Source organism: Peribacillus sp. NPDC097197, from assembly GCF_050278025.1.
Taxonomy (GTDB): Bacteria; Bacillota; Bacilli; order Bacillales; family DSM-1321; genus Peribacillus.
Genome location: NZ_JBNNST010000018.1, coordinates 16,593 through 42,369 on the forward strand (window position 1 = coordinate 16,593; position 25,777 = coordinate 42,369).

The window sequence follows — 25,777 nt, forward strand, 5'->3', positions numbered from 1 at the left end:
TCGTATTTATACATGATGTTATGCAAGGAGGGATTTTTTGATCTCGTTCTGGTTTATTATTTTTGCTATTGTGATTCTTTATAATATTAATAGAATGACAAACTCTTTATGTATTCAAAAGGAAATCTCTGAAGAAAAGCAACCTAAAGTATTCAGGACCATTAATGTGTTGATCACTATTTTGTTATTATCCTCCTATATTGAAGTTTTATATGTGTAAAGGGAAGCCCTTGCGTATATACTGATAATAATCATTACATACCTGCATTAATGTGGTATTCCAACGCTTCTATCCACATAAAGAAAAAGGCGAAGCACACGGCTTCGTCTTTTTTGTCTTTTCTTATAACCAGGATGCGCCAATGATTACTAATAGGATGAAAAGAACGACTATTAGGGCAAAGCCCCCACCAACTCCTCCAGACATTGATCTTCCTCCTTCCCATTCCAGATTAAGATTACTTTCATGCACACTCTTATAACCCGTAAAAAAAATACATTTCATCAGGTTTATTCACCATGTGTAAATTTCATGAGCGGCTACCCTATCCTATTCATCTCCATTCCAAAAGGAGTGGGCACTTTTCATATTAATGTTGTGTTCGGCTAACAATATGCGACCGCAGCAATCATTAATAAGACGAATAAAACAACCAATAAAGCAAACCCACTGCCATATCGATTACCCATAAAACTACCTCCATTGTTGTCTTCGATTTATCATATGTAGGGATTCAGGATATGGGTGGGCATACACCCAGTTTTTTTGAAATTCTTAAAGGTACATCAATATATTATTTTTTGTAAAACAGCCAAAATATGTTATAGTTAGTTTTGTGGATAATCGAATAATTACAAAAAAAAGAAACTTAAAAATTAGGAGTTGTTACTAAATGAAGAAGTGGGCATTATCGGTTGCCGTAGCTGCTGGACTGATCGGACTTACAGCATGCAACAGCGACAAAGAAGCAGTAGTGGAATCAAAAGCTGGAGATATATCAAAAGAAGAGTTTTACAATGTGATGAAAGACAGATACGGTGACCAAGTCCTTCAGGAAATGGTATACGAAAAGGTTCTTTCAGATAAATACACGGTAACGGATAAAGAAGTTAAAGCTAAAGTAAAAGAGCTTAAAGATCAAATGGGCGAAAACTTCGACTCGGCTTTAGCTTCATCTGGATATAATAGTGAAGCAGATCTTAAGCGTGCACTTAGAATCGGCATGCTTCAAGAAAAAGCGGCCATCGCGGACATTAACGTGAAGGAAGCGGAAGTGAAAGAAGCTTACGAAAACTACAAACCAGACCTTAAAGCCAGACATATTCTTGTGAAAGACAAGAAAACGGCTGAAGAAGTCAAAGCTAAATTGGACAAGGGTGGAGACTTCGCCGCACTTGCGAAAGAATATTCCACTGATACAGGAACGGCTGCAAAGGGTGGAGATCTTGGTTGGTTCAGTACAGGTGAAATGGTTCCGGAATTCGAAACAGCTGCAGCTAAGCTGAAAAAAGACGAAATCTCCAAGCCAATAAAATCTGAATTTGGCTACCATATCATCCAATTGCAGGATAAGAAAGAAAAAGAATCGTATAAAGATATGAAAAAGGATCTTGAATATAAACTAAAAGTGGCTAAAATTGACCAAACTAAAGTTCAAAATATTTTAGATTCCGAAATTAAAAAAGCAGACGTGAAGGTCAAGGATAAAGAATTGAAAGATTCCATCACATCCGAAACTGCTACAGAAAAATAATAGTCACACTAAAAAGCGACAGGGACCACCCCCTGTCGCTTTTTACTATTATCTTAGGCCTCTTTTCGTTTCTCTCTTTCCTCTATCATACGGTCTATATATTTCTGCCCTTCCTTTTCAATCCACGCTTCGTCTATCATGCGTTCTTTCCTCGCTGTCCATATTGACATAACGGCACTGACAATGATTCCAATAAACACGAACCAGATCCATATTGGCATGTCCATTCTCCTTTCAAGATCCCCCATTGTTTTACTAGAGCATATGCAGGAGATAAAAAAATATGCTTCTTTCCAGGTTAGGAAAGAAGCATATTCATTATTTAAAGGTTGGTTTATAGAATGAACGATTATCCAGTGCAAAGACTCTTTCGGTGAATTCCCCTGGTTTCACTTTTTCAAGGGCCCGATCCATCATATTGATTTTGGCATCCATGTTATCTATATAATGAAGGACTTCCGCTTCCCTCACCATTGGCGGTTTCGGACTTCCCCATTCCGCTTTTCCATGATGACTCAAAACTAAATGTTTCAAAATCATTATTTCTTCGGTATCGATTCCAAGTTCTTCCGCAGCTTTGCCCACTTCATTCACCATGATCGTGATATGGCCAAGCAGGTTCCCTTCAACCGTATAAACAGTCGACACAGGACCCGATAGCTCATGGACTTTACCTAAATCATGTAAAATGACCCCGGCATATAGAAGGTCCTTATCAAGGGATGGATATAAGCCTGAAATGGCCTTTGCAAGCCCCAGCATGGACACGACATGGTAAGCTAGGCCCGACATGTACTCATGATGGTTCTTAGTGGCAGCAGGGAATGTTAAGAGTTCTTCCTGATACTTCTTGACCAGATGCCTAGTCACTCTTTGGATATTCGGATTTCTCATTTCAAAGATGAATTGGGTGATGGTCTCCATCATTTCTTCCTGACTTAGAGGTGCCGTTTGAATCAAATCGCCTTTTGTGACGCCATCAGCATCCGTAGTCAGTCTAAGATGACGAATCTTCAATTGACTCCGACCGCGATAATTCTGAACCTCTCCTTGTACCTTCACCGTAGCCTCGGCACTGTACGTTTTTTCATCAGCCTCTGATACATCCCAGAGTTTAGCCTCGATTTCACCCGTTTTATCAGACAAAATCAGCGTCAAAAATGGCTTGCCATTACTCGCAACCGCCTTTGTACTCGTTTTGATGTACATATATATATCTACTACTTCACCAATTCCATAATGAATGATCCCATTGTTCATGCGACTGCCTCCGTTCAATTAAATATCAACATTATAACATACCAATTTGGTTAGTGCGTTTAGTTTCTATTAAAGTGCACATAAGAAAACCAGGCTTTACTTACAGCCTGGTTCCTAGACAAATCATTCAACAGTTACTATTGGGACAATAAGGGCATTTCATTTGACCTTCGATTTGATAATATAAACAGCATGTCACACGCTTATAAGAATTCATGGATTCAGGTACCGTCTTTTCCCCGATGAAGCGTTTGAATGGTGACCGCTTTTCCATCCCCAGCCAGATTTCATCATCCAGCAGATTTTCGATATCGGCTTCCACTCTTTCTTTGATATCACATTGCTTCAACAACTCTGAATACATCCAGACCGTATACCCCCATATATTTTCCCAAAGTATAAGTCTTGATACTTTAGTAGATTTGGAAAGTGGGACAATGACATCAGCGCCAAATTTATTTAATACAGTATGTAATGCTTGTTGGCTTTCCTTCTCCGGAACATCGCTCCAACTATTTTCTTTCAGCCAGAATTTTGGAAACCATTGCACATCTGCAGGATCATCCAGAATGGCCAAATCAGAAAGCGAACCATTCCAAACAAGCCGATGCTTACTGATCATGTACAATTGTGCCGTAATAAAAAATGCATAACGCCTGAACCACATGGAAGCGGCAACCCTAGGAGTATCTGCTCCAGAGCGGATTATTGCATAACCAATCAATTCTTCGATATCCTCCACGTTTCTTGGATTGTTTATCTCCTCTTTAAAGGAAATCCGATACGTTTGCAGCTCTTCTTCGATTGAAGGTGACACCTCATGCATGGGCCAATACCTCCGCCGATTTTTTAGCATAACGGCCCTTTCCAAACGGGATACATATCGGGCTTCCAAAAATCGGATCCCTTGCAATTTGACACTTCATCCCGAACACTTGATAAACCATCTCAGGAGTGATGATATCTTCTGGACGTCCTTGGGCAAATATCTTCCCATCTTTAAGGGAGACCAGATTATCTGCATAACGGCAAGCTAAATTCAAATCATGGAGCACCATGACAATTGTCCTTTTTTCAGAATCATTCAATTCGAATAATAAATCCAGAATATCAATCTGATGGGCCATATCAAGATAGGTCGTCGGCTCATCCAATAAAATGATATCGGTATCTTGAGCCAGGGTCATCGCTATCCATGCCCTTTGCTTCTGACCGCCGGATAATTCATCAACAACCTGATCCTTCAAACCTGTAAGATTCGTAGATTCAATCGCCTTTTGGACTTTTTCCTCATCGAGAGAGCTCCACTGCTTCAACCAGCTCTGATAGGGATATCTTCCTTGCTTGACAAGTTGATAAACTGTCAGTCCTTCAGGAGCTTGAGGCGCTTGTGGCAGAATAGCCATCTTTCTTGCTATGTCCTTCGATGCCATTGAAGAAATGGCCTTTCCTTCAAGCAATACGGAACCGGAATGGGGCTTTAATAGACGGGCTACTGAACGAAGTAGCGTTGACTTCCCACATCCATTAGCTCCGATGAACACTGTAATCTTTCCATGAGGAATTTCGATATTCATTTCATTTATAATTAATTTATCACCATAGCCGAGCGCTAAAGACTGGGTGCTAATAGCTGGACGCATTATACTACTCCCCTTATTAGTCTAATAATCCTAGTTTAATGAAAATGATTCTCAATGTCAATTCAAAAAAAGACCTAAGCCTATCTTTTTGGCTCAGGTCTTTTTACCTTATTGAGTGAATGATTACTTCACTAACATCTTTTCAATGTCATCTAATACTTTGTGTGCAGCAAGAACGCCGCCTGCTGTATTCCAGATGGCATCGCTCACTTCATGGGCATTGCCCTCTTTCACAACATTTAATTTTTTCCATAATGGATCATTCGTCCATTCTTCAGCTGTTTTCACAGCCTCCTTATCGCCTTCAGGTGCATAGGTGAAATGGAAGAGTATATCAGCATTCATTGAAGGAATGACTTCTTTACCGACTTCTATCGCTAGCTTATTATCTTCAGTGAATAGCTTTTCTTGCCCTTCAACACGTTTAAACCCTAGTTGGTCAAGGATGACTCCCGAGAAGGAATCTGTATAGTAAAGACGTGAAGTCCCGGCCAAGAAACGCACAACAGAAACTTCTTGATTCACTTTATCTCCTAATTTACCTTTTAATTCTTCAACCTGGGTATCGAATTCACCAAGAACTTCATTTCCTTTTTCCTCAAGGTTTAAAGCCTTTGAATATAATTTGAAGTTTTCTTTCCAATCTCCCGTTAAATTCTCTGCGAATACAGTTGGAGCGATGGCGTTAAGTTTATCATATTGAGCCTCTTGACGGATTTTGTTGCCGATGATTAAGTCAGGTGCCAGTTCCGCAATTTTCTCTAAGTTTACTTCGGATTCTGTACCTACCACTTCTACTCCTTCCATATCAGCTGTAATATGCTCGTACCATGGATTCCCTAACCAAGATTGAACCGCCCCCACAGGCTTGACGCCTAAAGCAAGTAACGCTTCCGTTCCTTCATTAGTTAGAATGACGACTTTTTTTGGTGTACTTTTCATTTCAGCTGTACCCATAGCATGTTTAACAGTATAGCTTGTATCTTCTTTTGTCTTATCGTCTTTTTCATTTCCTGCAGTTTCTTTATCACTGCCACACGCCGCGAGCAACAGAATAGCGAATAATGAAAAAATTCCAAAAAGTAATTTAGAGCGTTTCATCCAAAAGTCCTCCAAAAATAAGCGATACTTAGTGATTGATAACTATTCTCACTAGCAAATCTATCATAATTAGTTTTTATTTTCCTGTCAATACTAATTGATAATGATTTTCAGAATCATTGACAATTTCATGCAATTGAAATTAAAATAGATTTGGATAAATTTTCTTAAATACTATTTTCTGAAAGGTTACTAATATGCTGTTGAAAAATAAAGTCCATAGGTGGACCGGATTATGGGCTGCCATTCTATTATTGCTTCTTTTTTTATGTTTTAGCCTGGTATATGGATATACAAGCACTACATGGAAAATGACCTTAGAGTCCTTCACTCATTTCGATTATTCCAATGAGCATATGATTATTCAAAGCGTGAGATTGCCCCGTGCTTTCATTGCAGCGGCAGTGGGTGCAAGTCTAGCTGTCTCTGGGGTTTTGATGCAGACGCTGACAAAGAATCCGCTTGCCTCACCCGATATACTCGGAGTGAATGCCGGAGCAAGCATGGCAATCGTTCTAGCTGTTACCTTCATAGGAATAAATAATCTTCAAGCCTTTACTTGGATTGCCTTTTTAGGGGCGGCCATAGCTGCCATTGGCGTGTATGCGATTGGATCGGCTGGTGGGGAAGGACTAACCCCCATGAAGCTAACACTGGCAGGTGCAGCCACGGCCGCACTTTTCGCTTCATTGACGCAGGGACTACTAGTTTCCAATGAGACAGCTTTGGAACAAGTATTATTTTGGTTGGCGGGATCCGTTTCAGGAAGAAAACTGGAGAATCTGACGGCTGTTTTGCCTTATTTAGTAGTTGGATGGATACTAGCCCAGCTGTTATCAGGAAAAATGAACGTCTTTTCGATGGGGGAAGATGTTGCAAAGGGACTCGGTTTAAAAACTATCCTTCTAAAACTAGTGATGGGCCTAGTTGTGATTCTGCTTGCAGGCGGTTCAGTTGCCATTGCCGGACCCATTGGTTTCATAGGGATTGTCATTCCCCATCTAACGCGTTATCTAGTTGGAACTGATCATCGGTGGGCGGTTCCTTTTGCTGCTCTCCTCGGTGCTATATTGCTCCTTGCTTCAGATATAGCTTCCAGATACATAATGATGCCAAGGGAAGTTCCAGTCGGAATCATGACGGCTATTATTGGGACCCCATTTTTCATTTACATCGCTAGAAAGGGGTTCAATGGTAAATGAAGAAATATAAAAGCGTCCGTTATTTTAACAATAGAGTGTCCTTTTTATTAAACTATCATTCTATATTCGTATTTATAGCGCTGTTAGTCCTTACCGTAGCAGTTTTCATTATCAGCATCGGCTTGGGTGAACTGAAAATCAACCCTTTACGTGTTCTACAGGTGATTTTTGGTGGGGGAAGTGATAGAGACAGACTCATTATCCAGTCTTTTCGTATGCCCAGAAGTCTAATCGCTTTATTGGTGGGCATGGGACTTGCTGTTGCTGGTGGAATATTACAGGGAATTATACGGAATCCGCTTGCCTCTCCCGATATTATCGGAATTACCGGGGGTGCATCTGTTGCTGTTGTATGTTTTTTAGCAATTTTCAGTGATGCCTCCCATTCTTTGACCGTCAGCATTAAATGGATGCCTATCGCAGCTTTTCTCGGGGCAACCTTGACAGCCTACCTCGTTTATTTTTTATCTTGGAAAAAAGGTGTATCACCCATCAGGCTCGTTCTGATTGGAATCGGGATTGCGACACTGATGAAATCTCTTACGACGTTAATGATTACGTTAGGACCCATCTATCATGCGACCCAGGTGAACATTTGGATTACCGGGAGTGTTTCTGCTAGCACTTGGGAAAATGTATCGATTTTAGCTCCATGGATTTCCTTATTTATACTCATTGTCATTATTTATGCCCGGAATATTAATATCCAGGAACTCGGAGATGACGTTGCGACAGGTCTTGGCGGAAGTGTACAAAAACAACGGTTTACTTTGTTGACGATCAGTACCGCTCTCATTGGAGGCTCAGTTGCTTTCTCCGGAGGGATATCCTTTGTAGGTTTAATGGCCCCTCATATGGCAAGAAGGCTTGTCGGTTCCTCATATGGAGCATTGCTTCCCGTATCGGCCCTCTTAGGCGGTATTCTAGTTATGCTAGCTGATTTGTTTGGTCGCACCTTCTTTTCACCACTTGAAATTCCTGCAGGTGTATTCACTGCAAGCATCGGTGCTCCATACTTTATTTATTTACTAGTAAAATCGCGAAAAAAATAAAAAACCCTCCAATTCCGAAGGGTTTTCAACCAACAAGTACGTCTTTTGTACAATAGCTCAGCGACTCATCCCTAACTCTACTAAATAAGCCTTGATCGATAAACGGAATCAATTCACCTGCAATGTTCCAGGCATTGAGTTCTATTTGATAGAGCGTTTCCCGTTTACTCGGACCAACTAATTCCATGCTCAACATGGAAAGGTCCGGGTCCAATGCATGGCCCATCTCATGGGCAAAGATGATCCATACATATTCCTCAAGCCTTTCGAGGGAACCGAGTAAACGTTTCACTTGGATTTCGATATCTTTTTTATATAACGTGATGGTATGATTCGAAACCGAATACTTTCCGCCAATACACCGTCTGTCAGGAAATTCATCCTCGATGAGTAACTGTAGCGAAGCATCATATCGTTTCAAAAAATCGTGCATGTCCAAATTCGTTCACTCTCTTTATTATAGTTTTTTTCATTTTATGTCGGGGAGGGTAAAATATGATCATTTTGGAGTCAAAACTTGCTTTGACAGATGAATCACGTCATTTCCCTCGAAATGGTGCAAATTATGCTCATGACACGTAAAAAATAAAACTTGACGCCTTTGGGATACCTTATTCAAAAGCTCAAGCATCCGTTTTGTCCTCTTCGCATCAAAATTAACAAAACTGTCATCGATGATAAGGGGAAAAGGATCTTCCGCAAAAGTATGATCGGCAAGTGCTAGCCTTAAGGACACATAAATCTGTTCAGCCGTTCCCCGGCTGACTTCCTCGGCCTCGAAATTCAAGCCATCGCTCCGCTCTACACGTAACCCTTCACCTTTTGGCTCCAGGATGATTCTTTGGTAGCGACCATTCGTTAAAAAAACTAAATGTTGCTCCGCTTCCACGATGACCTTTGGAAGCCTTTCCCTTTTATATCGGTGTAGGGTTTTATTTAATAAGCCTTTAGCCAATGCCAATTTTGCCCATTCCTTTGCTTCCTCGTTAAAAGCGGTTTTTGCTTCATGGAAACGATGCAGCAACTCCTCATAAACGCCATTTGCCTCCAACTGTTTGATCTTATATCGGGTATCAGCTTGGTTTTCCAGTAAAACTGTTTTTTCCTTTACTAGATCCTTCCGTCTTTGTTCCAAGTTTTCAACCGAATACACGCTGATTCCTTGTTCGGAAAATGTTTGGATTCGTTCCGGTGGCATATCCGCTTGCTCCAATTGAATGTTGAGTAACTCCCATTGCTTTTGCAACATGATTCTTTCATCGGCCAAAATGGCTTTTTCACGATATGCTTCTTCACTATCCACCTCAGCTTTCGTAAATAGCTGGGCCTTCTCCTTTTCAAGATAGTCTTTTTCCAGCATCAGGCTTTCTTTTTCACTCATTAAATCTCTGAGTACCTGCTTCCATTGCACCAACTTGGCTGTTTGTTCCGCCAGGAGCTGGACTTCCTTTTTCAACGTTAGGATGGCTTCCCTCCATGTGGATGGTTCTTTGCCTATCTGTAAGGCGTAATCAAATAATGCATCCGATATACTATGGAAATCGGCTTTTAATAAGCGATGGGTCTCGATATATTCATTCTTTCTTTCAACTGCTTCCTTCCACTTCACCAACTCGTCAAAGGTAGACTCCAGATTGACGTCCGAACCTGGATGCGGGAAGCCCCAAGAAGTCATGATGGCATTCACGGCTTCTTGTAGCTGTGCCTTTCTCTCCTCCCATGCGGCATATTCCTGGATGGTGGATTCGAAGGCATCCTCCCGTTCTTTATATTTAAACATTTCATGGTCCAGCTGTTTTTGAAGGTCATCATCTTGGTTGATGAGCCGCTCCATCGCCTCTGCACTCATGTCTCCGTGAGACTTATCGACCCGATCCAACGCTGCTCGTTTCCTTTTCGCTTGCTCAAGTTGCGCAGACTGTCCAACCAGACTATCGTCACCTTTGGAAAGGAACCGAGAAACAGCCAATACAATGGCTGCACTCAGTAAAATAAAGCCGCCTAGGCTCTGGCCTTTGACGAAGCTTCCTATCGCAATCACACATATGAGGACAATCAACCCGCCAGTTAGTAAGTGGAAGCGCTTACGATGATCCTGTCGCTTCTTCCGGGAGTCTAATTGGTCCTCCAGCTCTGAAATTTGCTCATCAAGAAATTGCCTTTTCACTTCGTCAAAGTTGGAATCCTGTCGTTTGTTGACGATGGCTTCCAACTCGTTTCTTTTTTCCGAAGGCATAAGTTTTGCCTTTAATTCCTTCATCCGTGCTTCCGTCGTGTCCAGGCCCACTTTTTGCCGACTGTATTTTTCATCAAGCAGATTTTCATTTTGGTGCAAATGATGCTTTTCCCTTTCCGCTCTCTTTATTTTTTCTTTCATGAACGTACTGGTATCAAGCTTACTGATATCTTGATCAGCAGCATCCCAAAATAAATCCTGCTTAATCCTTTCGATTTTTTTTGCTTCAGCCTGAATTTCATGTTCTACTTTCCTTATATCCAGCTCTAGCTTATCCAGCAGCGCCCCTTGTTCGATGGCAAATTCGACCTTTTCTTTATGCTCCCTAAGGAACGAACCACTTTCATTTTGCATAAGGTCCCTTTCGATTTGCCGCACCTTCTCATTCAAGGCCGCCAGTTGAGCATTTAATGGAACTTCAACGGCTTGCAGCTGCTCTAACCGCCTCAAACCATCCGAAGGAAAATTCATGTCCCCGATGTCATTCAATCTTGCTTCAATTTCCCGGCGTTCCTCGAATAATGGCTTAATTCGTAAAAAAGAACTCGATTCAACAAGTTTTCTCTCCATCTCTTGGATTTGTTCCAGACAGCTGGCCAGTTGACTATTCAGCTCTATTTCATCTTGGCACAAAACAGTATAAGACTGTTGTTCCACTTCGGCAGCTTTGACTTGTTTCTCCAATTCCTTAAGCTCTTTTATTTTCACGTTTAATAGTGGTTTCTGCCCGGAAGGTTTGAACCGGAAATCCATCTCCTTCTGTAGCTTCGTTTCCGCCTCCAGCAACCGATCATTTCCTATCAGGCCTGCCGAAAGTAAATATTTACTCATGTCCCCTTCACTAAGGGAAGACAAGCCTTGTAACCCCTGAAGGTCAAAAGAAAAGATGGACTGATAATAGTTTTTATCCATGCCATGAAGAATTTCATTGAGCTCTTCTTCGCCTCCGGTTCTCCCATCCTGGAATGTGATTTTCACATCTCCCGTTGCCTTCCCCTTCACCCGTTCAATGATGACTTCACCATCTTTTTTTGTAATAAGCGTGAGTCTCCCGCCATACTTGGCATGAAGTTTAGGCTCATATCGCCGAACATTTTGAACCTTTGTCGGAAAACCAAATAAAAGACTGTGTATGAATGACATGATTGTGGATTTACCTGACTCATTCTCCCCAAAGAAGACCTGCAGCTGCCCCATTTCTAAGAACCTCTGGTTTTCCAGTTTCCCATAGCCATAAACATGGAGGTCTTTAATTTTCAAATCGGTTTCCTCCTTCAATTGACCATTATGATTCAAATACCTGCAACAGCCATCTTTCAGCCTCATTCATGAGCTCTTGCTCCTCTTCCTGACTCAAGGCATCGAGAAATCTCCTTGATGCAGCCTGTTTATAAAGTGGCGCTAGGACCTTTTCTATATCGGCAAAATCAGCAGTCAATTTGGATATTTCATTTGTAAAAGGTGTCAGCCTTTTTCCCGCTTTACGTAAGGAAGATGGCTGAAGGGTGATCTTATGTACCCACACGAATGATTGCTCCTGCTCTTCCTCTTCCTGTAAAAGCCGGGTTAAATCTTCTAGTAATTCACGTGAGAAGACAAAAGGATCCTCGACATCCAGCTGGATGTCTATGAGATAACCCTTATCATCCGAACGTTTTTGCCCGATCATCTCCTTGCACTGCTTATAAAGATCATCAAAGCCAGCGGTTGCCGGGACCTTAAAGAGTACACTTTCCCATATCAGCTCGGATGTTTCGATAAAGGAGTGCCTTTTTTCTTCTCCGTCCATTTCGACCAACACACAGCCCTTTACACCCGACTCCTTCCGATTCCTCCCTTGTATATTTCCCGGATAGATGACAAGTGGATATTCTGAAACGACCTGGCGCTTATGTATATGACCTAATGCCCAATAATCAAAGTCCTTTTCAGTAAGCTCATTCAATGAAAAGGGAGCATAGTTTCCATGATCCGAATTTCCTTCTAAATTCCCGTGAAGAAGGCCGATATGATAATCGGCAGCTTCTGATTTTTCATACGATTCTATCATTCGTTCCGTTACATGCCTCCGTGGATAACTGAAGCCATATAAATGGACTGTTGTTCCGTCCATCTTGTCAAACCGCTTGACTTCCATTTCGTCTGAAAAAATATGCACATTTTCAGGAAAGTCCACCTTAATCCAAGAGCCATTAAGGTGATCATGGTTCCCATGAACGATGAAAACCGGAATCCCATGTTGCTGAAGTCTTTCCATTTCACTCCGAAAACGGACCTGTGTCCGAAGATTCCGATTTTCCCCATCAAACAAATCACCTGATATCACCATGAAGTCGACATGACGACAGATCGCATTCTCCACAATTCTTTGAAAAGACTTAAATGGACTTTCCCTGATGTCTTTTAATATGGATGCCGGCAAATCCCTCAATCCTGAAAAAGGGCTGTCCAAATGAAGATCTGCCGCATGAATGAACGTAACGGCACTCACCATAACCACCTCGTCCCCTAACATTTATTTACTTTTATTTTATCATATCCAGAACATACTTTCCCATTTTAATAACAGGAATGATTCCAGTTAGTTTAGGTGAAAACAGTATAGACCATTTTATAAATAAAAAGACCGAATCGCAGGCACTTTTTAGATGCACTCCATTCGGTCTTTGTTTTTATTTGAAGATATCCATGCTTAAATATCGCTCGCCATTATCCGGTGCAATACACAGTACGCGTTTTCCTTTTCCAAGGCGGCGTGCTTCCTGAAGGGCACCCCAGACAGCGGCCCCACCTGAAGGCCCAATTAAAATACCTTCCTTCGCAGCCATGTCCTTCATTGTCGATATGGCATTTTCATCCGTTGCTTGAAGGATTTCATCGAAGACATCCGTATTTAAAATGCTTGGAACAAAACCTGGGCTTGTTCCGACAAGCTTATGAGGACCTGGCTTTCCTCCTGAAAGAACAGGTGAGCCTTGAGGCTCGACGACAACAACCTTTAGCTCAGGCAGCGCTTCTTTCAAAGCTTCACCTGTTCCTGTAATTGTTCCACCTGTACCAGCAGTTGCGATAAACACATCGAGATTCCGATCCATTTGGTCCAATATCTCGACTGCAGTCGTAACCCGGTGAATATCTGGATTAGCCTTGTTTTCAAATTGCTGTGGGATAAAGCTATTAGGAATCTCTGCGGCTAGCTCCTCCGCTTTTCGAATCGCACCTGGCATCCGGTCTGCCGCTGGAGTAAGGACCACTTCCGCTCCATAGGCTTTCAGTATATTGATTCTCTCTTTTGACATATTATCCGGCATGACCATGATCGCGCGGTAGCCTTTGGCAGCAGCATTCATGGCAAGACCAATTCCCGTATTCCCTGAAGTCGGCTCGATGATCGTTGCCCCAGGTTGGATTAGCCCGTCCAGCTCAGCCTGACGGATCAAATTAAAGGCTGCCCGGTCTTTTACACTTCGGCTTGGATTGAAATATTCCAGTTTGACATATACATCCGCATCGCCTTCCGCGGTTAAACGATTAAGTTTTACGACTGGTGTATCCCCAATCAATTCAGTAACATTATTTACGATTCTTACAGTCATTTCTTAAAAATCCCCTTTCAACTCATTCACATTCATCATTTACTTACTTCTTCATTATTATATCATTTATAAATTTTTGTTTAGTAAAGGAAATACTTCATATTCTATAGGATTAATTTAGTTACCCAAGATATTCACATAAATTGGTACATTTACTTGCCTTCTCGGGAAAGATTCCACGTCCTTATATAATAATGGTCAAAAATGACATAAAATGATAAAATTTTCATTAACAGGTTATATGCTATACAGAAAAATGATTGAACGGTCATTGATGAGAAAAGGGGAGTTTTAACATGAGTAAAGTATACAAATTAACCGTTTTTGAACCGACAGGGGAAAAGCTTTTAGACGAATCATTCACTGCTGAAAGTGATCAACAGGCAAAAGAAATCGGTCAAAAAATTCTAAATGAAAAAAATTATCAAGATCAAACGCACCGCTGCACCTCACCTGCAGGGGCACTATTACTCTTTCATCGTTAAACGGTTGAAAAGTGGAAGCGCTTTTTTATATTTTGGATATTCTAAGAATGGGATAAAAATAGAGAGACCGTCATCCTGACGGTCTCTCTGATTTCATTTCCCGATAAAAACGGGTTTCCTTTTCTCGACAAAAGCACGGATTCCCTCTTTATGATCTTCTGTTTGACGCATTTTCATTTGGGCCGCTTTTTCAATTTCAAGCATTTTTATTAACAAGGGACGATTTTTTTCACTGAGAATCTTTTTCGTTTTAATCATCGCCTGTACCGGACTTTTCAGCCAGATCTGCACTTTTTTCTCGACCGCCTGTTCCAAGGACCCTTCCACCACTTCATGAATGAGGCCTTTTTCTTTTGCCTCATGGGCGGTAAGGACTTTTCCTTCCCAAATCAATTCCTTCGCCCCCACTTCACCAAGACGGCGTTCAAGGAAGAAGTGCCCTCCGCCATCTGGGATCAGTCCGATACCAATAAAGTTCATGGCCACCTTGCTTTGTGAGTCCGCAATGAGGTAATCCGTTGCAAGGGCAATGCTTAAGCCAAGACCTGCCACTGCACCGTGGATTTCACTGATGGTCAATTTAGGCATGAAATATAAGGTTGTAACCAATTCACTTATTCCATCCATGAGGCTATCAAAACCATTTTCCTCATCGGATCCAAGCATCATCTTGATATCTCCACCTGAAGAGAATGCCTTCCCATTCCCTTTTAAAATGACGACGTCAATATCTTCATTCTCGCCCACTTCCTTAAGGGCATAAATAAAGTCGTTTAGCATGGCTGGATTTATTGCATTCATGGACTCCGGGCGATTCAAAGTGACCGTCGCCGTTCTCTCCGTGCATGTAACTAAAACAGTACCTGTAGATGAAGTCGATTCAATATTCACTAATTTTCCTCCTCTTTTTCATTCCTTCATTTTTTTCCTATCCATGGTTCTCTTAGCGTTCAACTTTGCAGGTATGTATCCTTAAGCTGTTCACGAAGCGCCCTTTTCAAGAACTTTCCTACACCCGTTTTTGGGATTTCATCCATAAAAATGATTTCATCCGGTAGCCACCATTTCGCAAACTGTGGTTTTAAAAATTCAAGGATGTCTTCCTGCGTCACTTGGTCTTTGTACCCGTCTTTTAAAACGACACAGGCGACTGGCCGTTCCTGCCATTTTTCGTGCGGCATGGCAACGACAGCTGCTTCGAAAACCCCTTCATGGGCCATTAAGGTGTTTTCTATATCAACCGAGGAAATCCATTCGCCTCCACTTTTGATTAAGTCCTTCGTCCGATCGACAATTTTGACAAACCCTTCGTCATCGATTGTGACGACATCACCGGTATAGAGCCAGCCATCTTTAAAGGTTTCCTCTGATCGTTCATCCTTAAAATACTCATTGGCAATCCAAGGTCCTCTTATAAGTAACTCACCCATCTCTTTTCCATCGGGCTTCACTTCACCATCTTGGCCTACGACTTTAATTTCAATCATGGGCGCGACAAGTCCCTGTTTGGCCTTCAGGTCATAAAGTTCTTCCTCAGGCAGGTCATCCTGGTAGCTCTTCGGTTTCGCAACGAATACAAGCGGGCTTGTTTCAGTCATTCCATAGGCATGAAGGAATGGGATATTGTATTTTTGCTCGAATGTCCTGATCATGCTTTTGGGGGCAGCCGACCCACCGCATAAAATGGTGCGCATACTACTTGTGTCATGATTTCCCGTCTCAAGCTCCTTCAACAGCCCAAGCCAGATTGTCGGAACGCCGGCCGCAATTGTGACCTTCTGGGTTTCAATGAGCTCCGCCAAAATTTTCGGTGTGAAGTTCGGTCCCGGCAAGACCATCTTCGTTCCGAACCAAACACTTGCAAATGGCATGCCCCACGCATTTACATGAAACATCGGCACGACCGGAAGCGCTACATCCCGCTCGCTTATTGCCGTCGAATCAGCCAGGCCCAATGCAATCGCGTGCAATAAAATCCCTCGATGTGAATAAAGGACTCCTTTTGGGTTCCCTGTTGTGGCCGATGTGTAACACAAACCTGCTGGAGCATTTTCATCCAAATCCTTAATGAATGGCTGTGCTGGATTTCCTTCAGCCAATAATGTTTCATAATGATAGACGGGTGATAAAGTAGTCTCGGGAAGCGCCTCTTCATCGGTCATGATGATGTATCCTTCAACCGTAGTCAGCTCATCCTTGATCATTTCCAGTAATGGAATCACATCTGGATCTATAAGTAAAAGGCGATCTTCCGCACTATTGACGATATAAGAAATATGCTGAGGAGATAGACGCATATTGATTGTATGGAGGACTGCTCCATGACAAGGGATGGCAAAGTAAGCTTCCAGGTGTCGGTGATGATTCCATGCCAGTGTTCCAATTTTGTCACCGGTCTTGATGCCCATTTTTTCGAAAACGCTTGTGAGCCTTCTTGTCCGCTGGGCAGTTTCTGCATACGTAAATGTATGGACCCCGCCGTCCGTACGGGAAACCACTTCTTTTTTCGGAAAATACTTTTCAGCTCTCTCAATGATTTGCGTCATAATCAATGGAGTGTCCATCATAATAATCTCCCCCTTATATAGAAAACGCTTCCATTTATATATTCGACCACATCAAAAATAATCCTTTTTCAATTGATCAGGATTTTACATTTTATTTTATAAATCGACTTCTATTTTGTTTTTTTTATAGAAAATAGAGGTAAAGTATAGATAAATGATATGTAGAGGAGTTAATCCATGGCAAACAATCTTAATGAGGAACTCGATGCTTCCTGTACAAGTGAATACTCTATCCTTTCTCAGGTAATCGTCTGTGAACCAAGGTATATGGAAATACGCGAAGTCATCAATGAAACTCAAAAAGAATTTAAAGAGGAAAACATAGATAGGATACTAGCGATGAAACAGCATGCAAATTTTGTGACGGCACTTAGGAATGAAGGAGTGGACGTCATAAAACTACCACCCCAATCTACATATCCAGAACAGGTCTTCACAAGGGATATCGGCTTTACCATAGGTAATACTGTTTATGTTGCCGAAATGGCAAATGCGATACGTTCAGGAGAAGAACTATTATTGAAACTGTGGCTTGAATTAAATGAAATCCGTTATTTCAATGTAAGTAAAGGGAATATTGAGGGTGGTGATGTTATTCTTGATGGAAAAACGGTATATATAGGAATTAGCGATAGAACCAATGAGAAGGCCATTAATGAACTACAAGGCCTATTACCCGAATACGAGGTCATACCGGTTCCTTTCGTTGAAAAGTATCTCCACTTGGACTGCATATTCAATATTCTTTCACCGACCGAGGCTCTCGTTTTCCCTGATGCCCTTACCAAGAAGGAACTAGACTTTTTAGGTTCACGTTACGATCTGATCGAAGTGAACGGAGATGAACAATTCACAATGGGCACGAATGTTCTTTCCATCGGAAATAAGAAATTGTTCAGTCTTCCTTGCAATAAAAAGGTCAACAATCAGCTTCGAGAACGGGGATATGAAGTAATTGAAGTCGATATAAGTGAAATCATCAAATCCGGTGGCTCTTTCCGCTGCTGTACGATGCCACTTTTACGTTCAAAAAGTAAGGTCACTGAACTCAGTTAAAAACAGGGTGTTTAAACCGGGTCTTCATCAAGGCAGACCCGGTTTATTTTGCATTACGGACCGATTGGGTTACAAAGAAAGCGACGGAACCTAAAAGCAAGATCAGGAAAATGGACAGAGCTAATGTTCCGAGGCCTTCTTCCTTCCCCATCGCCACATGAACCGATTCCCAACTCGTATACAGGAAAAAGAGGATGATCTCCACCTTCAAAAACAAACTCATCATTCGAGCATTTCTATATTGAAATGCAGCATTTTTTTCGGTTATTTCGATTGGGTAATTAAAAAGGTGCGGGACCCTCTCCAACAACGTCAAGCCAACCCATAAAAAAAGGCTGATGGTAGGAAGGAGCCAAATCAACGCTCTTCCTCCCCATCCATCCACTTCTCCTTTTCCATTAAAGTGAATCGGGACTTCGGCGGGTAATGTGTTCCATACACTGATTAAATAAACCAGGTTGATTACGATGAAGAGAAGTGAAACGATATCCATCATTTTCTCAACGCCCGTCTTGGGAAAATGTAAAACCGGATGTTTACTTTTCATGTTTTTCTCCCCCATTTCTTATAAGAATCGGTTATTGTAGTAAGTCCAAGATGACAGCAGAGTCTTCTTCGTTTAATTGCACATACTTGTTTTGATCATCTTTCGTAACTTCCAGCGCATGTTCACCGGAACCCAACCACACAAAGTAAACAGGGATTTCATCCCCAAAGTTGCGATCATTAAAGTAGAAGATGAAGTCTGCTTTCCGGTCATCTTTCTCCATGGGATTTTCCTTCCACGTCACATTTTCCAAAATTTCTTTTGTTTTTACAGTCTTTTTCATATTTATGTTTTCTTTATAGGCTTCAAATCTATATGTATCTTTTCCTATTCGTTTTTGGATTGAAATACGTTCTTCCCTATCAGAACAACCCGAAGCAAACGTTAATGATACTAGGCATAGTGCAAATAACATTAATCTCCACTTCATTACCTCCACCCCCTATGCAAACTACTTTCCCATATAGTCATTATACTCGTTAACTTATGGAAAATAATAGGATTATTTAAGCTAAAAGAGGAAAAAACCCCCAAGCTGATTGCCTGAAAGTTTCCGACTCGAATATTTGAGTAAATCAACCAAACCAAATCGTAAATAGCTGTTCATTCACACCAAGGTTATACATATAATAAATTCCGAAAACCGTACTGACGACACCCGTCAACCGAACGAGAGAGCGATTCGTTTTTTTTGAGGAAGCGCTAGTCACAAACGGAATGCTCAATATGGTCGTAAACAAGAGCATGCCTAAACAGGTCCCCACCCCAAAAATAATGATATATAAAGCTCCCTGCCAGGCAAAATCTATCGTACTCATCGTAAGAAGGACCATGGCTGCACTTCCGGCAAGTCCATGGACGACCCCTATGAACATCGATTTCAGGTAGGTATTTCTTTCCGAATGGTCATGTTCATGAGCATTCTTCCAGGAAAAAATCGTGGTCATTCCTAGATACACCAACATGATTCCCACAAGAAACTCGAGCGACATTGCCCAGGCTTCCGGTATCTCATCTTTCAACAGGATCAGGACGACACCGAAAACCAGTAGCGTCAGAGTATGACCAATTCCCCAAAACACCCCGGCGAGCGACGACTTCCAGATTTTCTTGCTTCGGCTGGCAATGGTCGAAACAGCGATCACGTGATCCGGTTCAAGAGCATGCTTGATGCCTAATAAAAATCCGATTCCTAAAACTAGCAATAAACTCATTTCCATACCACTCAATCCCGTCTATTAATAAGTTAGTATTTACGATAAAACACAACATCTTTCTGCAATGCAAGGCTCCGTAAAAGATTCTCGGAAACGGCGAATATTTTCTCGATTAACTGAGTTTGATTCGCCAATACCCTTACCATCAGTCCTCGTATAGGCAATCTCGAAAAACCGATTCTTGCCTTTTGTCCGAAATCAGATAGCGATTCTTCTAATTGCGTTATCATGTCCTCACTTAGCCCATCATGTATGAACAATAATGAACCAAAATGGCTGTATCCTTCCAATAACAAAATGGATTCCATCTGATCGGATGGTTGCAATAATACATGATCCATAATCAGCCTTTTCCGATCATAAAACACATTCATTTTCGAACGAATCCAATCGTATGTAAAATCCTTGCCGCTCTTGGACCATCCCGGGGTGAAGATATCCGTGAGTAGTAGCCCTGACCCTTTATCCATATGTATGTTCGTATCTTGTATATATCGTGCACCTTCATATGCAATCAAGGGGTCCTGAACATAGGTGAGGAAGCTTCCCTTCCTTAATACCATTTCAGTCTCCTGCCTTGCCGGTTCTCCCGTAGTCTTATATACCTTTGTCGCAGACTGGGTCGTCAACGTCAAATGTGCCCCTTCTTCTAAACAGAAATGCTGTTGGTAGCAATCACCCCCGACATAACCACCCCCGACATGAATGAGAAAGTAGGTGGGTGAAGTTTCATCCAGAAAAACAGGACGGGACAGTTTGAAAGCACCCTCATGATAACTGTCCTTCACAATCGTCCGCCCCTTTTTAAGTACTGACGTCAAGCGGATGCTACCGGTCCAATTCATTGCTCTAACCCTATGAAAAAGGCCTCGGATTTAATCCAGTTCACCACATCCTCTAATCCTTTTTCATCTTTTAAATTCGTAAAAAAGAAGGGCTTATTTCCGCGTGTTGCCAATGTATCTCGTTCCATCACTTCAAGACTAGCTCCAACGTAAGGGGCCAAATCCGTTTTATTAATGATGAACAAATCCGATTTGATCATCCCCTGTCCGCCTTTTCGCGGGATTTTCTCCCCTTGGGCCACATCTATGATATAAATCGAAAAATCAACGAGCTCCGGACTAAATGTGGCTGCTAAATTATCACCGCCGCTTTCAACGAAAATTAAATCAAGATCAGGATGAAGGTCCTCCAATTCATCAATCGCCGCGAAGTTCATCGAAGCATCTTCCCGAATCGCCGTATGCGGACAGCCTCCCGTTTCCACCCCAATGATCCGATTTTCAGGCAACACACCGTTTTTCATGAGAAAAAGAGCGTCTTCCTTCGTATAAATATCATTCGTGACGACGGCCATGCTGAAATCATTTGCCATTGCCCTTGTCAACTTTTCGACGAGCATCGTTTTCCCGGCACCAACCGGGCCACCTACACCAATTTTCACAACCTGCTTCATCATAATCGGTTTGTCCCTTCTAGGAGCAAACCTGTCACCTCTTTTCTATTCAACTCATAAATAGCCTTACATGCAATTGCTCATGCCTCATTTGGGAGATTTCCAAACCCGGTAATGTCCTCCCAAGCTCATCCTCTGTCATTTCCTTAATTACCACCACCGCTGATTGTATGATGCCATGTGTCCATAACAACAATGATTGTCCAGCGGTCTGTCCTAACGGGATTCCTCTGACTGCATTTTGAATAAGGGAAGAAACGGCCGCATACAGGCAAGATGTGATGGCCATGTCCACGGAAATGCCAAGCTCCGTACAGACAAGTGCAAAGACGATTGCCGGATGACCGTAACATTTCTTTTCTTTGATTTTGATTAGATAGATTGACAACATATCGGATGGGTACAGTGTCATACAAAGCTTTGCCATCTGCTGCCCAATCCTTCTTGAAGCTTCCCTTGATTCTTTGGCAGAACAGCTCGCAAATAGCTTTTCATCCAAATCCCAAATCCCTTCCTCATCTTGATCCAGAATGAGTGCATATGCGATACGGCACCCCAGGCCATCGGTATAAGATAAGGACTTCAAAATATATACCTTTAAAAATTCTTCAAAAGAGTGCGCATCATGAATCTTCTCTTCCTGTATATAGGTCTCCATCCCAAAGGAGTGGGAAAACGAACCGGACGGAAAATTCGAATCACAAAGCTGGATGAGCGGAAACAACCGTTCATTCATGAGAATGTCCGATATGACGGAATGCCTGCTTTACCTTTCTTTTCTCACGGCGAAAGGGAATGCCTTGCTCTGCAAGCAGCTCTTCAACCAGATAATCATATTGAACCAGCATTTCATCCCCCTCAAATTGTGCCGGCAAATGGCGATTCCCCAATTGATGTGCGATATTGCCCATCTGCCCGACGGATGTAGGCGCGATGGTTAAGATATCGTCATCAATCGTCTGAACCACGATCATATTCTTTTCATCCATATACAAAATATCGCCATCCATTAACTCTTTGTTTTCCTTGAGCCTTATTCCAATCTCATTGCCATGATCCGTTTTCACACGTTGAATTCTTTTTCTTAAAGCATCGCTTTCTAGAAAAACCCGTTCCGTATGTTTTGGTTTATTTTGAATGGACTCAACGTTTCCTATCACCTTTTCGACAATCATGCTATTCACCTCAGAATAAAAAGTATCGCTGCGCCATTGGCAGGTCTTCTGCCGGCTCACACGTAATTAAATCACCGTCGACCGTCACTTCATATGTTTGTGGATCCACTTCGATGACGGGTGTTTCCCCGTTTAACTTCATGTCTTTCTTTGTAAGATTCCGGATATTCGAGACGGTTTTCACAATTTTCTTCAACCCGATTTCCTTATGGATTCCCGCTTCATAAGCAGCCTTAGATAGAAAGGTGATGGATGTACCAGAAACGGCTTGCCCAAAACTCGCAAACATCGGACGATACAAAACCGGTTGTGGGGTCGGAATGGAGGCATTGGGGTCTCCCATGATGCTGTGCGCAATCATGCCCCCTTTTACGATCATATCCGGTTTCACTCCAAAAAAGGCCGGGTCCCACACGACCAAATCTGCAAATTTCCCTTCTTCCAATGATCCGACGACATCGGAGATTCCATGGGTGATGGCTGGATTAATCGTATACTTGGCGACATATCGCTTCACACGGAAATTATCGCCATCCCCTTTCTCCTCCATCATCTTTCCCCGTTGTTTTTTCATTTTATCCGCCGTCTGCCATGTCCGCAGGATGACTTCTCCCACCCGGCCCATTGCCTGAGAATCCGAACTGATCATGCTGAAGACGCCTAAATCATGGAGAATGTCTTCAGCAGCTATCGTTTCCTTCCTTATCCGGGAATCGGCAAAGGCGATATCCTCCGGTACGGAGGGATCCAAATGATGGCATACCATCAACATGTCTAAATGCTCTTCCAGCGTATTGATGGTATACGGGCGTGTCGGGTTCGTCGAAGAAGGCAAAATATTCAGATAACTCGCCACCTTAATAATGTCCGGGGCATGTCCGCCACCCGCTCCCTCGGTATGATAGGTATGAATCACACGGCCCTTGATGGCTTCAATCGTATCCTCGACAAAGCCCCCTTCATTAAGGGTATCGGAATGGATGGCTACCTGGACATCATATTCATCCGCAACGGACAAGCTTGTATCGATGGCAGCTGCCGTGGTCCCCCAATCTTCATGCAATTTCAGCCCGATGGCCCCAGCCTTGACCTGCTCGATGAGTGGTTCTTTTGCCGAGGCATTGCCTTTTCCCAAAAACCCGAAATTCATGGGGAAATGTTCAGCCGCCTCAAGCATTTTATGGATATTCCAGGCTCCCGGTGTACACGTCGTGGCATTCGTTCCGGTTGCCGGTCCTGTTCCTCCGCCAATCATCGTCGTGATTCCACTCGATAACGCCGTCTCAATTTGCTGGGGTGCAATGAAATGAATATGTGCGTCAATGCCTCCCGCGGTCACGATCTTTCCTTCGGCGGCGATGATTTCAGTCGCCGCACCAATCGTCATGGTCACCCCATCCATCAATAGGGGATTTCCTGCTTTACCGATTGCCGCAATCTGCCCATCCTTCACCCCGATATCCGCTTTATAGATGCCCGTATAATCGACGATGATTGCATTCGTGAAGACAAGGTCCATGACCCCTTCCCTTTCAGCTGTTGGATGCTGTCCCATCCCATCACGTATGACCTTTCCCCCGCCGAACTTCACTTCATCTCCATATCTAGTGAAATCTTTTTCTATTTCTATGAAAAGCTCTGTATCTGCCAGTCTGACTAAATCCCCGGTCGTCGGACCGAACATGTCGGCATATTGCCTCCGTGACATTTCATGACTCATCCTTCACCCTCCACATCAAGCGGTCCGTTCGTTCGATTGCTTAATCCGTACACTTCCCTTTTGCCGCCAAAAGGAATCAGCTCCACTTCCTTTTCATCGCCTGGTTCAAAGCGGACCGCCGTTCCCGCAGGAATGTTCAACCGTTTCCCATAGGCTTCTTCACGAGTAAATTCCAACCCGTTGTTCACTTCATAAAAATGAAAATGGGAGCCAATCTGAATCGGTCGATCTCCCCGATTGATGACAGAAATGCCTGTCGCAAGCTTCCCTTCATTGCACACAATCGAATCTCTTTTCAAGATATATTCACCTGGTATCATGCCCCAGCCTCCTTACTGAATTGGATTATGGACCGTCACAAGCTTTGTTCCATCCGGAAACGTCGCTTCCACTTGAATATCGTGGATCATCTCCGGGATCCCCTCCATTACATCCTCACTGGATAGAATCATCCGGCCAAATTGCATAAGCTCCGCAACAGAGCGTCCATCCCGTGCCCCTTCCATGATTTCATACGTGATCAAGGCAATGGACTCCGGATAATTCAATTTCACTCCTCTCTCTTTTCTTCTTCTAGCTAAATCCGCTGCAACCACGACCATTAATTTCTCCTGTTCCCTTGCCGTTAAACGCATGACTTCTCTCCTTCTATCATTCTAAAAGAACTGATTTACAAACGAGTCAACCCACATATATAACACAGAAATGTAAGATTTTATAACATATTCTCATTATAAATAATTTTCTGACAATTTCAAGAAGAAAAATGAAAAACGTAAAAACCCTTTCACTCAAACTTGGTGAATATCCATAACCTTGTTATACTTTTATTTAGAAGAAATTTTCTAACAAGATGTGGAGGAATATAAATTGAATTACATAAAAAACCAGTTAAAAGTCACCCGGAGCAGTTTACTAAGTGAAATCAAGGGATTATCGCCAGAGTTTATGGATGTCCAGCCTTCAGGATTCAACAATACGATCCATTGGCACCTTGGTCATGTATTGAGTGCAGCGGAAAAATTCTTATTGGACTCTCCAAATGGCAGTAACCTACCTGACAACTATGGACAACTATTCGGATATGGTTCAAAGCCAGCTGACTGGCCAGAGGATGTCCCATCCACTGAAACACTGAAGCTACAGTTAGAGGAGCAACTCGATCGCCTTCTTGCGATTCCAGAAGAAAAATATGCTGATAAAGTAGAAACTCCATTCAAGGGGATGGAAACAGTGGAGGACTTCATTAGCTTTATCGTCTTACACGAAACGAATCATATCGGACAAATTCATGCGATGAAGCTTCTCGTTCAAGCTTCTAACTGATAACTCAAAAGCCAGGCACACCGATTTTCCAGAAAATCCGGGTGCCTGGCTTTTTTATGTTATGGTCATCAAAGCAAATCGATGGATCCACTCCCTCCGACCATCCACTTACTCCTCGTTACGTTTCCTTCATATTCCAGACATAAAGAGCCAAAAGTATACACCAAAACGAAATTTATCCAGCACGTGATGTATAAAAAATGGTGAAACGGTTGAAAAATGTAATTTCTTCCATTATAATGATGAGATTGTTTGTAATAATATTTAATATCAGGATAAAAATGTATGGATTTTCAATTTTCTTCAATCTCCTCTTCCCTCGAATGTAATGTAGATGAACTACTGTCAGTCATGGATCATTCCTAAAAAAAAACGAGAATC

Annotated in this window: 30 protein-coding genes; 7 read left to right on the forward strand and 23 right to left on the reverse strand. The window is 42.3% G+C overall.

All coding sequences use genetic code 11. The annotated features are described in order from the left end of the window. Positions 1–37 precede the first annotated feature (37 nt). A complete protein-coding gene (locus ACQKL6_RS17980) occupies positions 38–220 on the forward strand; it encodes a hypothetical protein (RefSeq protein ID WP_402867708.1) in 183 nt (60 codons plus the stop codon). A 123-nt stretch (positions 221–343) separates the two neighbouring features. On the opposite strand, the gene ACQKL6_RS17985 is transcribed toward ACQKL6_RS17980, so the two are convergent. Together ACQKL6_RS17985 and ACQKL6_RS17990 are read right to left on the reverse strand one after the other, a co-directional pair. Further along, positions 344–427, reverse strand: a complete 84-nt coding sequence (locus tag ACQKL6_RS17985; protein WP_402868526.1) for a YjcZ family sporulation protein — start codon at positions 425–427, stop codon at positions 344–346. A 179-nt stretch (positions 428–606) separates the two neighbouring features. Further along, the gene (locus tag ACQKL6_RS17990) at positions 607–690 is read right to left on the reverse strand and encodes a YjcZ family sporulation protein (protein ID WP_402868524.1); all 84 of its coding nucleotides are present in this window, start codon (positions 688–690) and stop codon (positions 607–609) included. A gap of 203 nt (positions 691–893) precedes the next feature. Between ACQKL6_RS17990 and ACQKL6_RS17995 the strand changes: the two genes are divergently transcribed. Next, positions 894–1,754 (forward strand): peptidylprolyl isomerase, encoded by an 861-nt coding sequence (locus ACQKL6_RS17995; RefSeq protein WP_427651660.1) that lies wholly within the window; start codon positions 894–896, stop codon positions 1,752–1,754. A 53-nt stretch (positions 1,755–1,807) separates the two neighbouring features. Here ACQKL6_RS17995 and ACQKL6_RS18000 read toward each other — a convergent pair whose 3' ends face one another. The 5 genes from ACQKL6_RS18000 to ACQKL6_RS18020 all read right to left on the reverse strand — a co-directional run bounded on the left by ACQKL6_RS18000 (position 1,808) and on the right by ACQKL6_RS18020 (position 5,758). Next, complete coding sequence (locus tag ACQKL6_RS18000) at positions 1,808–1,975, reverse strand: sporulation YhaL family protein (RefSeq protein ID WP_402867706.1); 168 nt, start codon at positions 1,973–1,975, stop codon at positions 1,808–1,810. A 97-nt stretch (positions 1,976–2,072) separates the two neighbouring features. After that, entirely contained in the window at positions 2,073–3,014 is a 942-nt protein-coding gene (yhaM, locus tag ACQKL6_RS18005) for a 3'-5' exoribonuclease YhaM (RefSeq protein ID WP_402867705.1), read from the reverse strand. A 127-nt stretch (positions 3,015–3,141) separates the two neighbouring features. Then, positions 3,142–3,840, reverse strand: a complete 699-nt coding sequence (locus tag ACQKL6_RS18010; protein WP_402990138.1) for a (2Fe-2S)-binding protein — start codon at positions 3,838–3,840, stop codon at positions 3,142–3,144. Then, positions 3,833–4,657: an ABC transporter ATP-binding protein gene (locus tag ACQKL6_RS18015; RefSeq protein WP_427651661.1), complete on the reverse strand. Its 825-nt coding sequence runs from the start codon at positions 4,655–4,657 to the stop codon at positions 3,833–3,835. Before ACQKL6_RS18015 ends, ACQKL6_RS18010 begins: the two co-directional genes overlap by 8 nt. Positions 4,658–4,780: 123 nt before the next feature. Next, a complete protein-coding gene (locus ACQKL6_RS18020; protein WP_402990143.1) occupies positions 4,781–5,758 on the reverse strand; it encodes an ABC transporter substrate-binding protein in 978 nt (325 codons plus the stop codon). Between the two features lie 197 nt (positions 5,759–5,955). Here ACQKL6_RS18020 and ACQKL6_RS18025 point away from each other — a divergent pair, with 197 nt between their 5' ends. Further along, positions 5,956–6,960 carry a FecCD family ABC transporter permease gene (locus tag ACQKL6_RS18025; RefSeq protein ID WP_402990146.1) on the forward strand — a complete coding sequence of 335 codons (1,005 nt, stop codon included), beginning with the start codon at positions 5,956–5,958 and terminating at the stop codon, positions 6,958–6,960. After that, positions 6,957–8,012: a FecCD family ABC transporter permease gene (locus tag ACQKL6_RS18030; RefSeq protein WP_402990150.1), complete on the forward strand. Its 1,056-nt coding sequence runs from the start codon at positions 6,957–6,959 to the stop codon at positions 8,010–8,012. The genes ACQKL6_RS18025 and ACQKL6_RS18030 overlap by 4 nt, the downstream gene beginning before the upstream one ends. A 25-nt stretch (positions 8,013–8,037) precedes the next feature. Here ACQKL6_RS18030 and ACQKL6_RS18035 read toward each other — a convergent pair whose 3' ends face one another. The 4 genes from ACQKL6_RS18035 to cysK form a co-directional block, all read right to left on the reverse strand. Further along, positions 8,038–8,433, reverse strand: coding sequence for a hypothetical protein (locus tag ACQKL6_RS18035; protein WP_427651664.1), 396 nt, complete (start codon positions 8,431–8,433; stop codon positions 8,038–8,040). Positions 8,434–8,511: 78 nt separating this feature from the next. Then, positions 8,512–11,508 (reverse strand): AAA family ATPase, encoded by a 2,997-nt coding sequence (locus ACQKL6_RS18040; protein WP_427651665.1) that lies wholly within the window; start codon positions 11,506–11,508, stop codon positions 8,512–8,514. 25 nt (positions 11,509–11,533) lie between these two features. After that, on the reverse strand, positions 11,534–12,763 hold the full coding sequence (locus tag ACQKL6_RS18045) for a metallophosphoesterase family protein (RefSeq protein WP_427651666.1): 1,230 nt from the start codon (positions 12,761–12,763) through the stop codon (positions 11,534–11,536). Positions 12,764–12,920: 157 nt separating this feature from the next. After that, on the reverse strand, positions 12,921–13,844 hold the full coding sequence (gene cysK / locus ACQKL6_RS18050) for a cysteine synthase A (RefSeq protein WP_402955726.1): 924 nt from the start codon (positions 13,842–13,844) through the stop codon (positions 12,921–12,923). Between the two features lie 296 nt (positions 13,845–14,140). On the opposite strand from cysK, the gene ACQKL6_RS18055 reads away from it, so the two are divergent. Beyond that, positions 14,141–14,329, forward strand: a complete 189-nt coding sequence (locus tag ACQKL6_RS18055; protein WP_427651667.1) for a YhzD family protein — start codon at positions 14,141–14,143, stop codon at positions 14,327–14,329. Between the two features lie 93 nt (positions 14,330–14,422). Here the strand turns inward: ACQKL6_RS18055 and ACQKL6_RS18060 are convergent, their stop codons facing one another. Together ACQKL6_RS18060 and ACQKL6_RS18065 are read right to left on the reverse strand one after the other, a co-directional pair. After that, positions 14,423–15,214, reverse strand: coding sequence for an enoyl-CoA hydratase (locus ACQKL6_RS18060; RefSeq protein WP_402868522.1), 792 nt, complete (start codon positions 15,212–15,214; stop codon positions 14,423–14,425). 65 nt (positions 15,215–15,279) lie between these two features. Next, complete coding sequence (locus tag ACQKL6_RS18065; RefSeq protein ID WP_407407740.1) at positions 15,280–16,896, reverse strand: long-chain fatty acid--CoA ligase; 1,617 nt, start codon at positions 16,894–16,896, stop codon at positions 15,280–15,282. Between the two features lie 177 nt (positions 16,897–17,073). Here ACQKL6_RS18065 and ACQKL6_RS18070 point away from each other — a divergent pair, with 177 nt between their 5' ends. Then, positions 17,074–17,952, forward strand: coding sequence for a dimethylarginine dimethylaminohydrolase family protein (locus ACQKL6_RS18070; RefSeq protein ID WP_427651668.1), 879 nt, complete (start codon positions 17,074–17,076; stop codon positions 17,950–17,952). 43 nt (positions 17,953–17,995) lie between these two features. Here ACQKL6_RS18070 and ACQKL6_RS18075 read toward each other — a convergent pair whose 3' ends face one another. The 10 genes from ACQKL6_RS18075 to ACQKL6_RS18120 form a co-directional block, all read right to left on the reverse strand. Then, complete coding sequence (locus ACQKL6_RS18075; RefSeq protein WP_402867696.1) at positions 17,996–18,499, reverse strand: DUF1648 domain-containing protein; 504 nt, start codon at positions 18,497–18,499, stop codon at positions 17,996–17,998. Positions 18,500–18,530: 31 nt separating this feature from the next. Then, positions 18,531–18,929 (reverse strand): hypothetical protein, encoded by a 399-nt coding sequence (locus ACQKL6_RS18080; RefSeq protein WP_402955717.1) that lies wholly within the window; start codon positions 18,927–18,929, stop codon positions 18,531–18,533. Between the two features lie 145 nt (positions 18,930–19,074). Further along, on the reverse strand, positions 19,075–19,719 hold the full coding sequence (locus ACQKL6_RS18085) for a sulfite exporter TauE/SafE family protein (RefSeq protein ID WP_427651669.1): 645 nt from the start codon (positions 19,717–19,719) through the stop codon (positions 19,075–19,077). A gap of 26 nt (positions 19,720–19,745) precedes the next feature. Next, a complete protein-coding gene (locus tag ACQKL6_RS18090; RefSeq protein ID WP_402990169.1) occupies positions 19,746–20,561 on the reverse strand; it encodes an urease accessory protein UreD in 816 nt (271 codons plus the stop codon). After that, positions 20,558–21,178: an urease accessory protein UreG gene (gene ureG, locus ACQKL6_RS18095; protein WP_402955708.1), complete on the reverse strand. Its 621-nt coding sequence runs from the start codon at positions 21,176–21,178 to the stop codon at positions 20,558–20,560. Before ureG ends, ACQKL6_RS18090 begins: the two co-directional genes overlap by 4 nt. Before the next feature lie 46 nt (positions 21,179–21,224). After that, positions 21,225–21,911, reverse strand: a complete 687-nt coding sequence (locus tag ACQKL6_RS18100; RefSeq protein WP_402990172.1) for an urease accessory protein UreF — start codon at positions 21,909–21,911, stop codon at positions 21,225–21,227. Further along, positions 21,904–22,350 (reverse strand): urease accessory protein UreE, encoded by a 447-nt coding sequence (gene ureE / locus ACQKL6_RS18105; protein WP_402867690.1) that lies wholly within the window; start codon positions 22,348–22,350, stop codon positions 21,904–21,906. The genes ACQKL6_RS18100 and ureE overlap by 8 nt, the downstream gene beginning before the upstream one ends. 10 nt (positions 22,351–22,360) lie before the next feature. After that, a complete protein-coding gene (gene ureC, locus ACQKL6_RS18110) occupies positions 22,361–24,070 on the reverse strand; it encodes an urease subunit alpha (protein ID WP_427651670.1) in 1,710 nt (569 codons plus the stop codon). After that, a complete protein-coding gene (locus tag ACQKL6_RS18115; protein WP_402867688.1) occupies positions 24,067–24,390 on the reverse strand; it encodes an urease subunit beta in 324 nt (107 codons plus the stop codon). Before ACQKL6_RS18115 ends, ureC begins: the two co-directional genes overlap by 4 nt. Positions 24,391–24,402: 12 nt before the next feature. Further along, complete coding sequence (locus ACQKL6_RS18120; protein ID WP_402867687.1) at positions 24,403–24,705, reverse strand: urease subunit gamma; 303 nt, start codon at positions 24,703–24,705, stop codon at positions 24,403–24,405. Between the two features lie 235 nt (positions 24,706–24,940). On the opposite strand from ACQKL6_RS18120, the gene ACQKL6_RS18125 reads away from it, so the two are divergent. Continuing rightward, positions 24,941–25,396 carry a DinB family protein gene (locus ACQKL6_RS18125; RefSeq protein WP_427651671.1) on the forward strand — a complete coding sequence of 152 codons (456 nt, stop codon included), beginning with the start codon at positions 24,941–24,943 and terminating at the stop codon, positions 25,394–25,396. Positions 25,397–25,777: the final 381 nt, after the last annotated feature.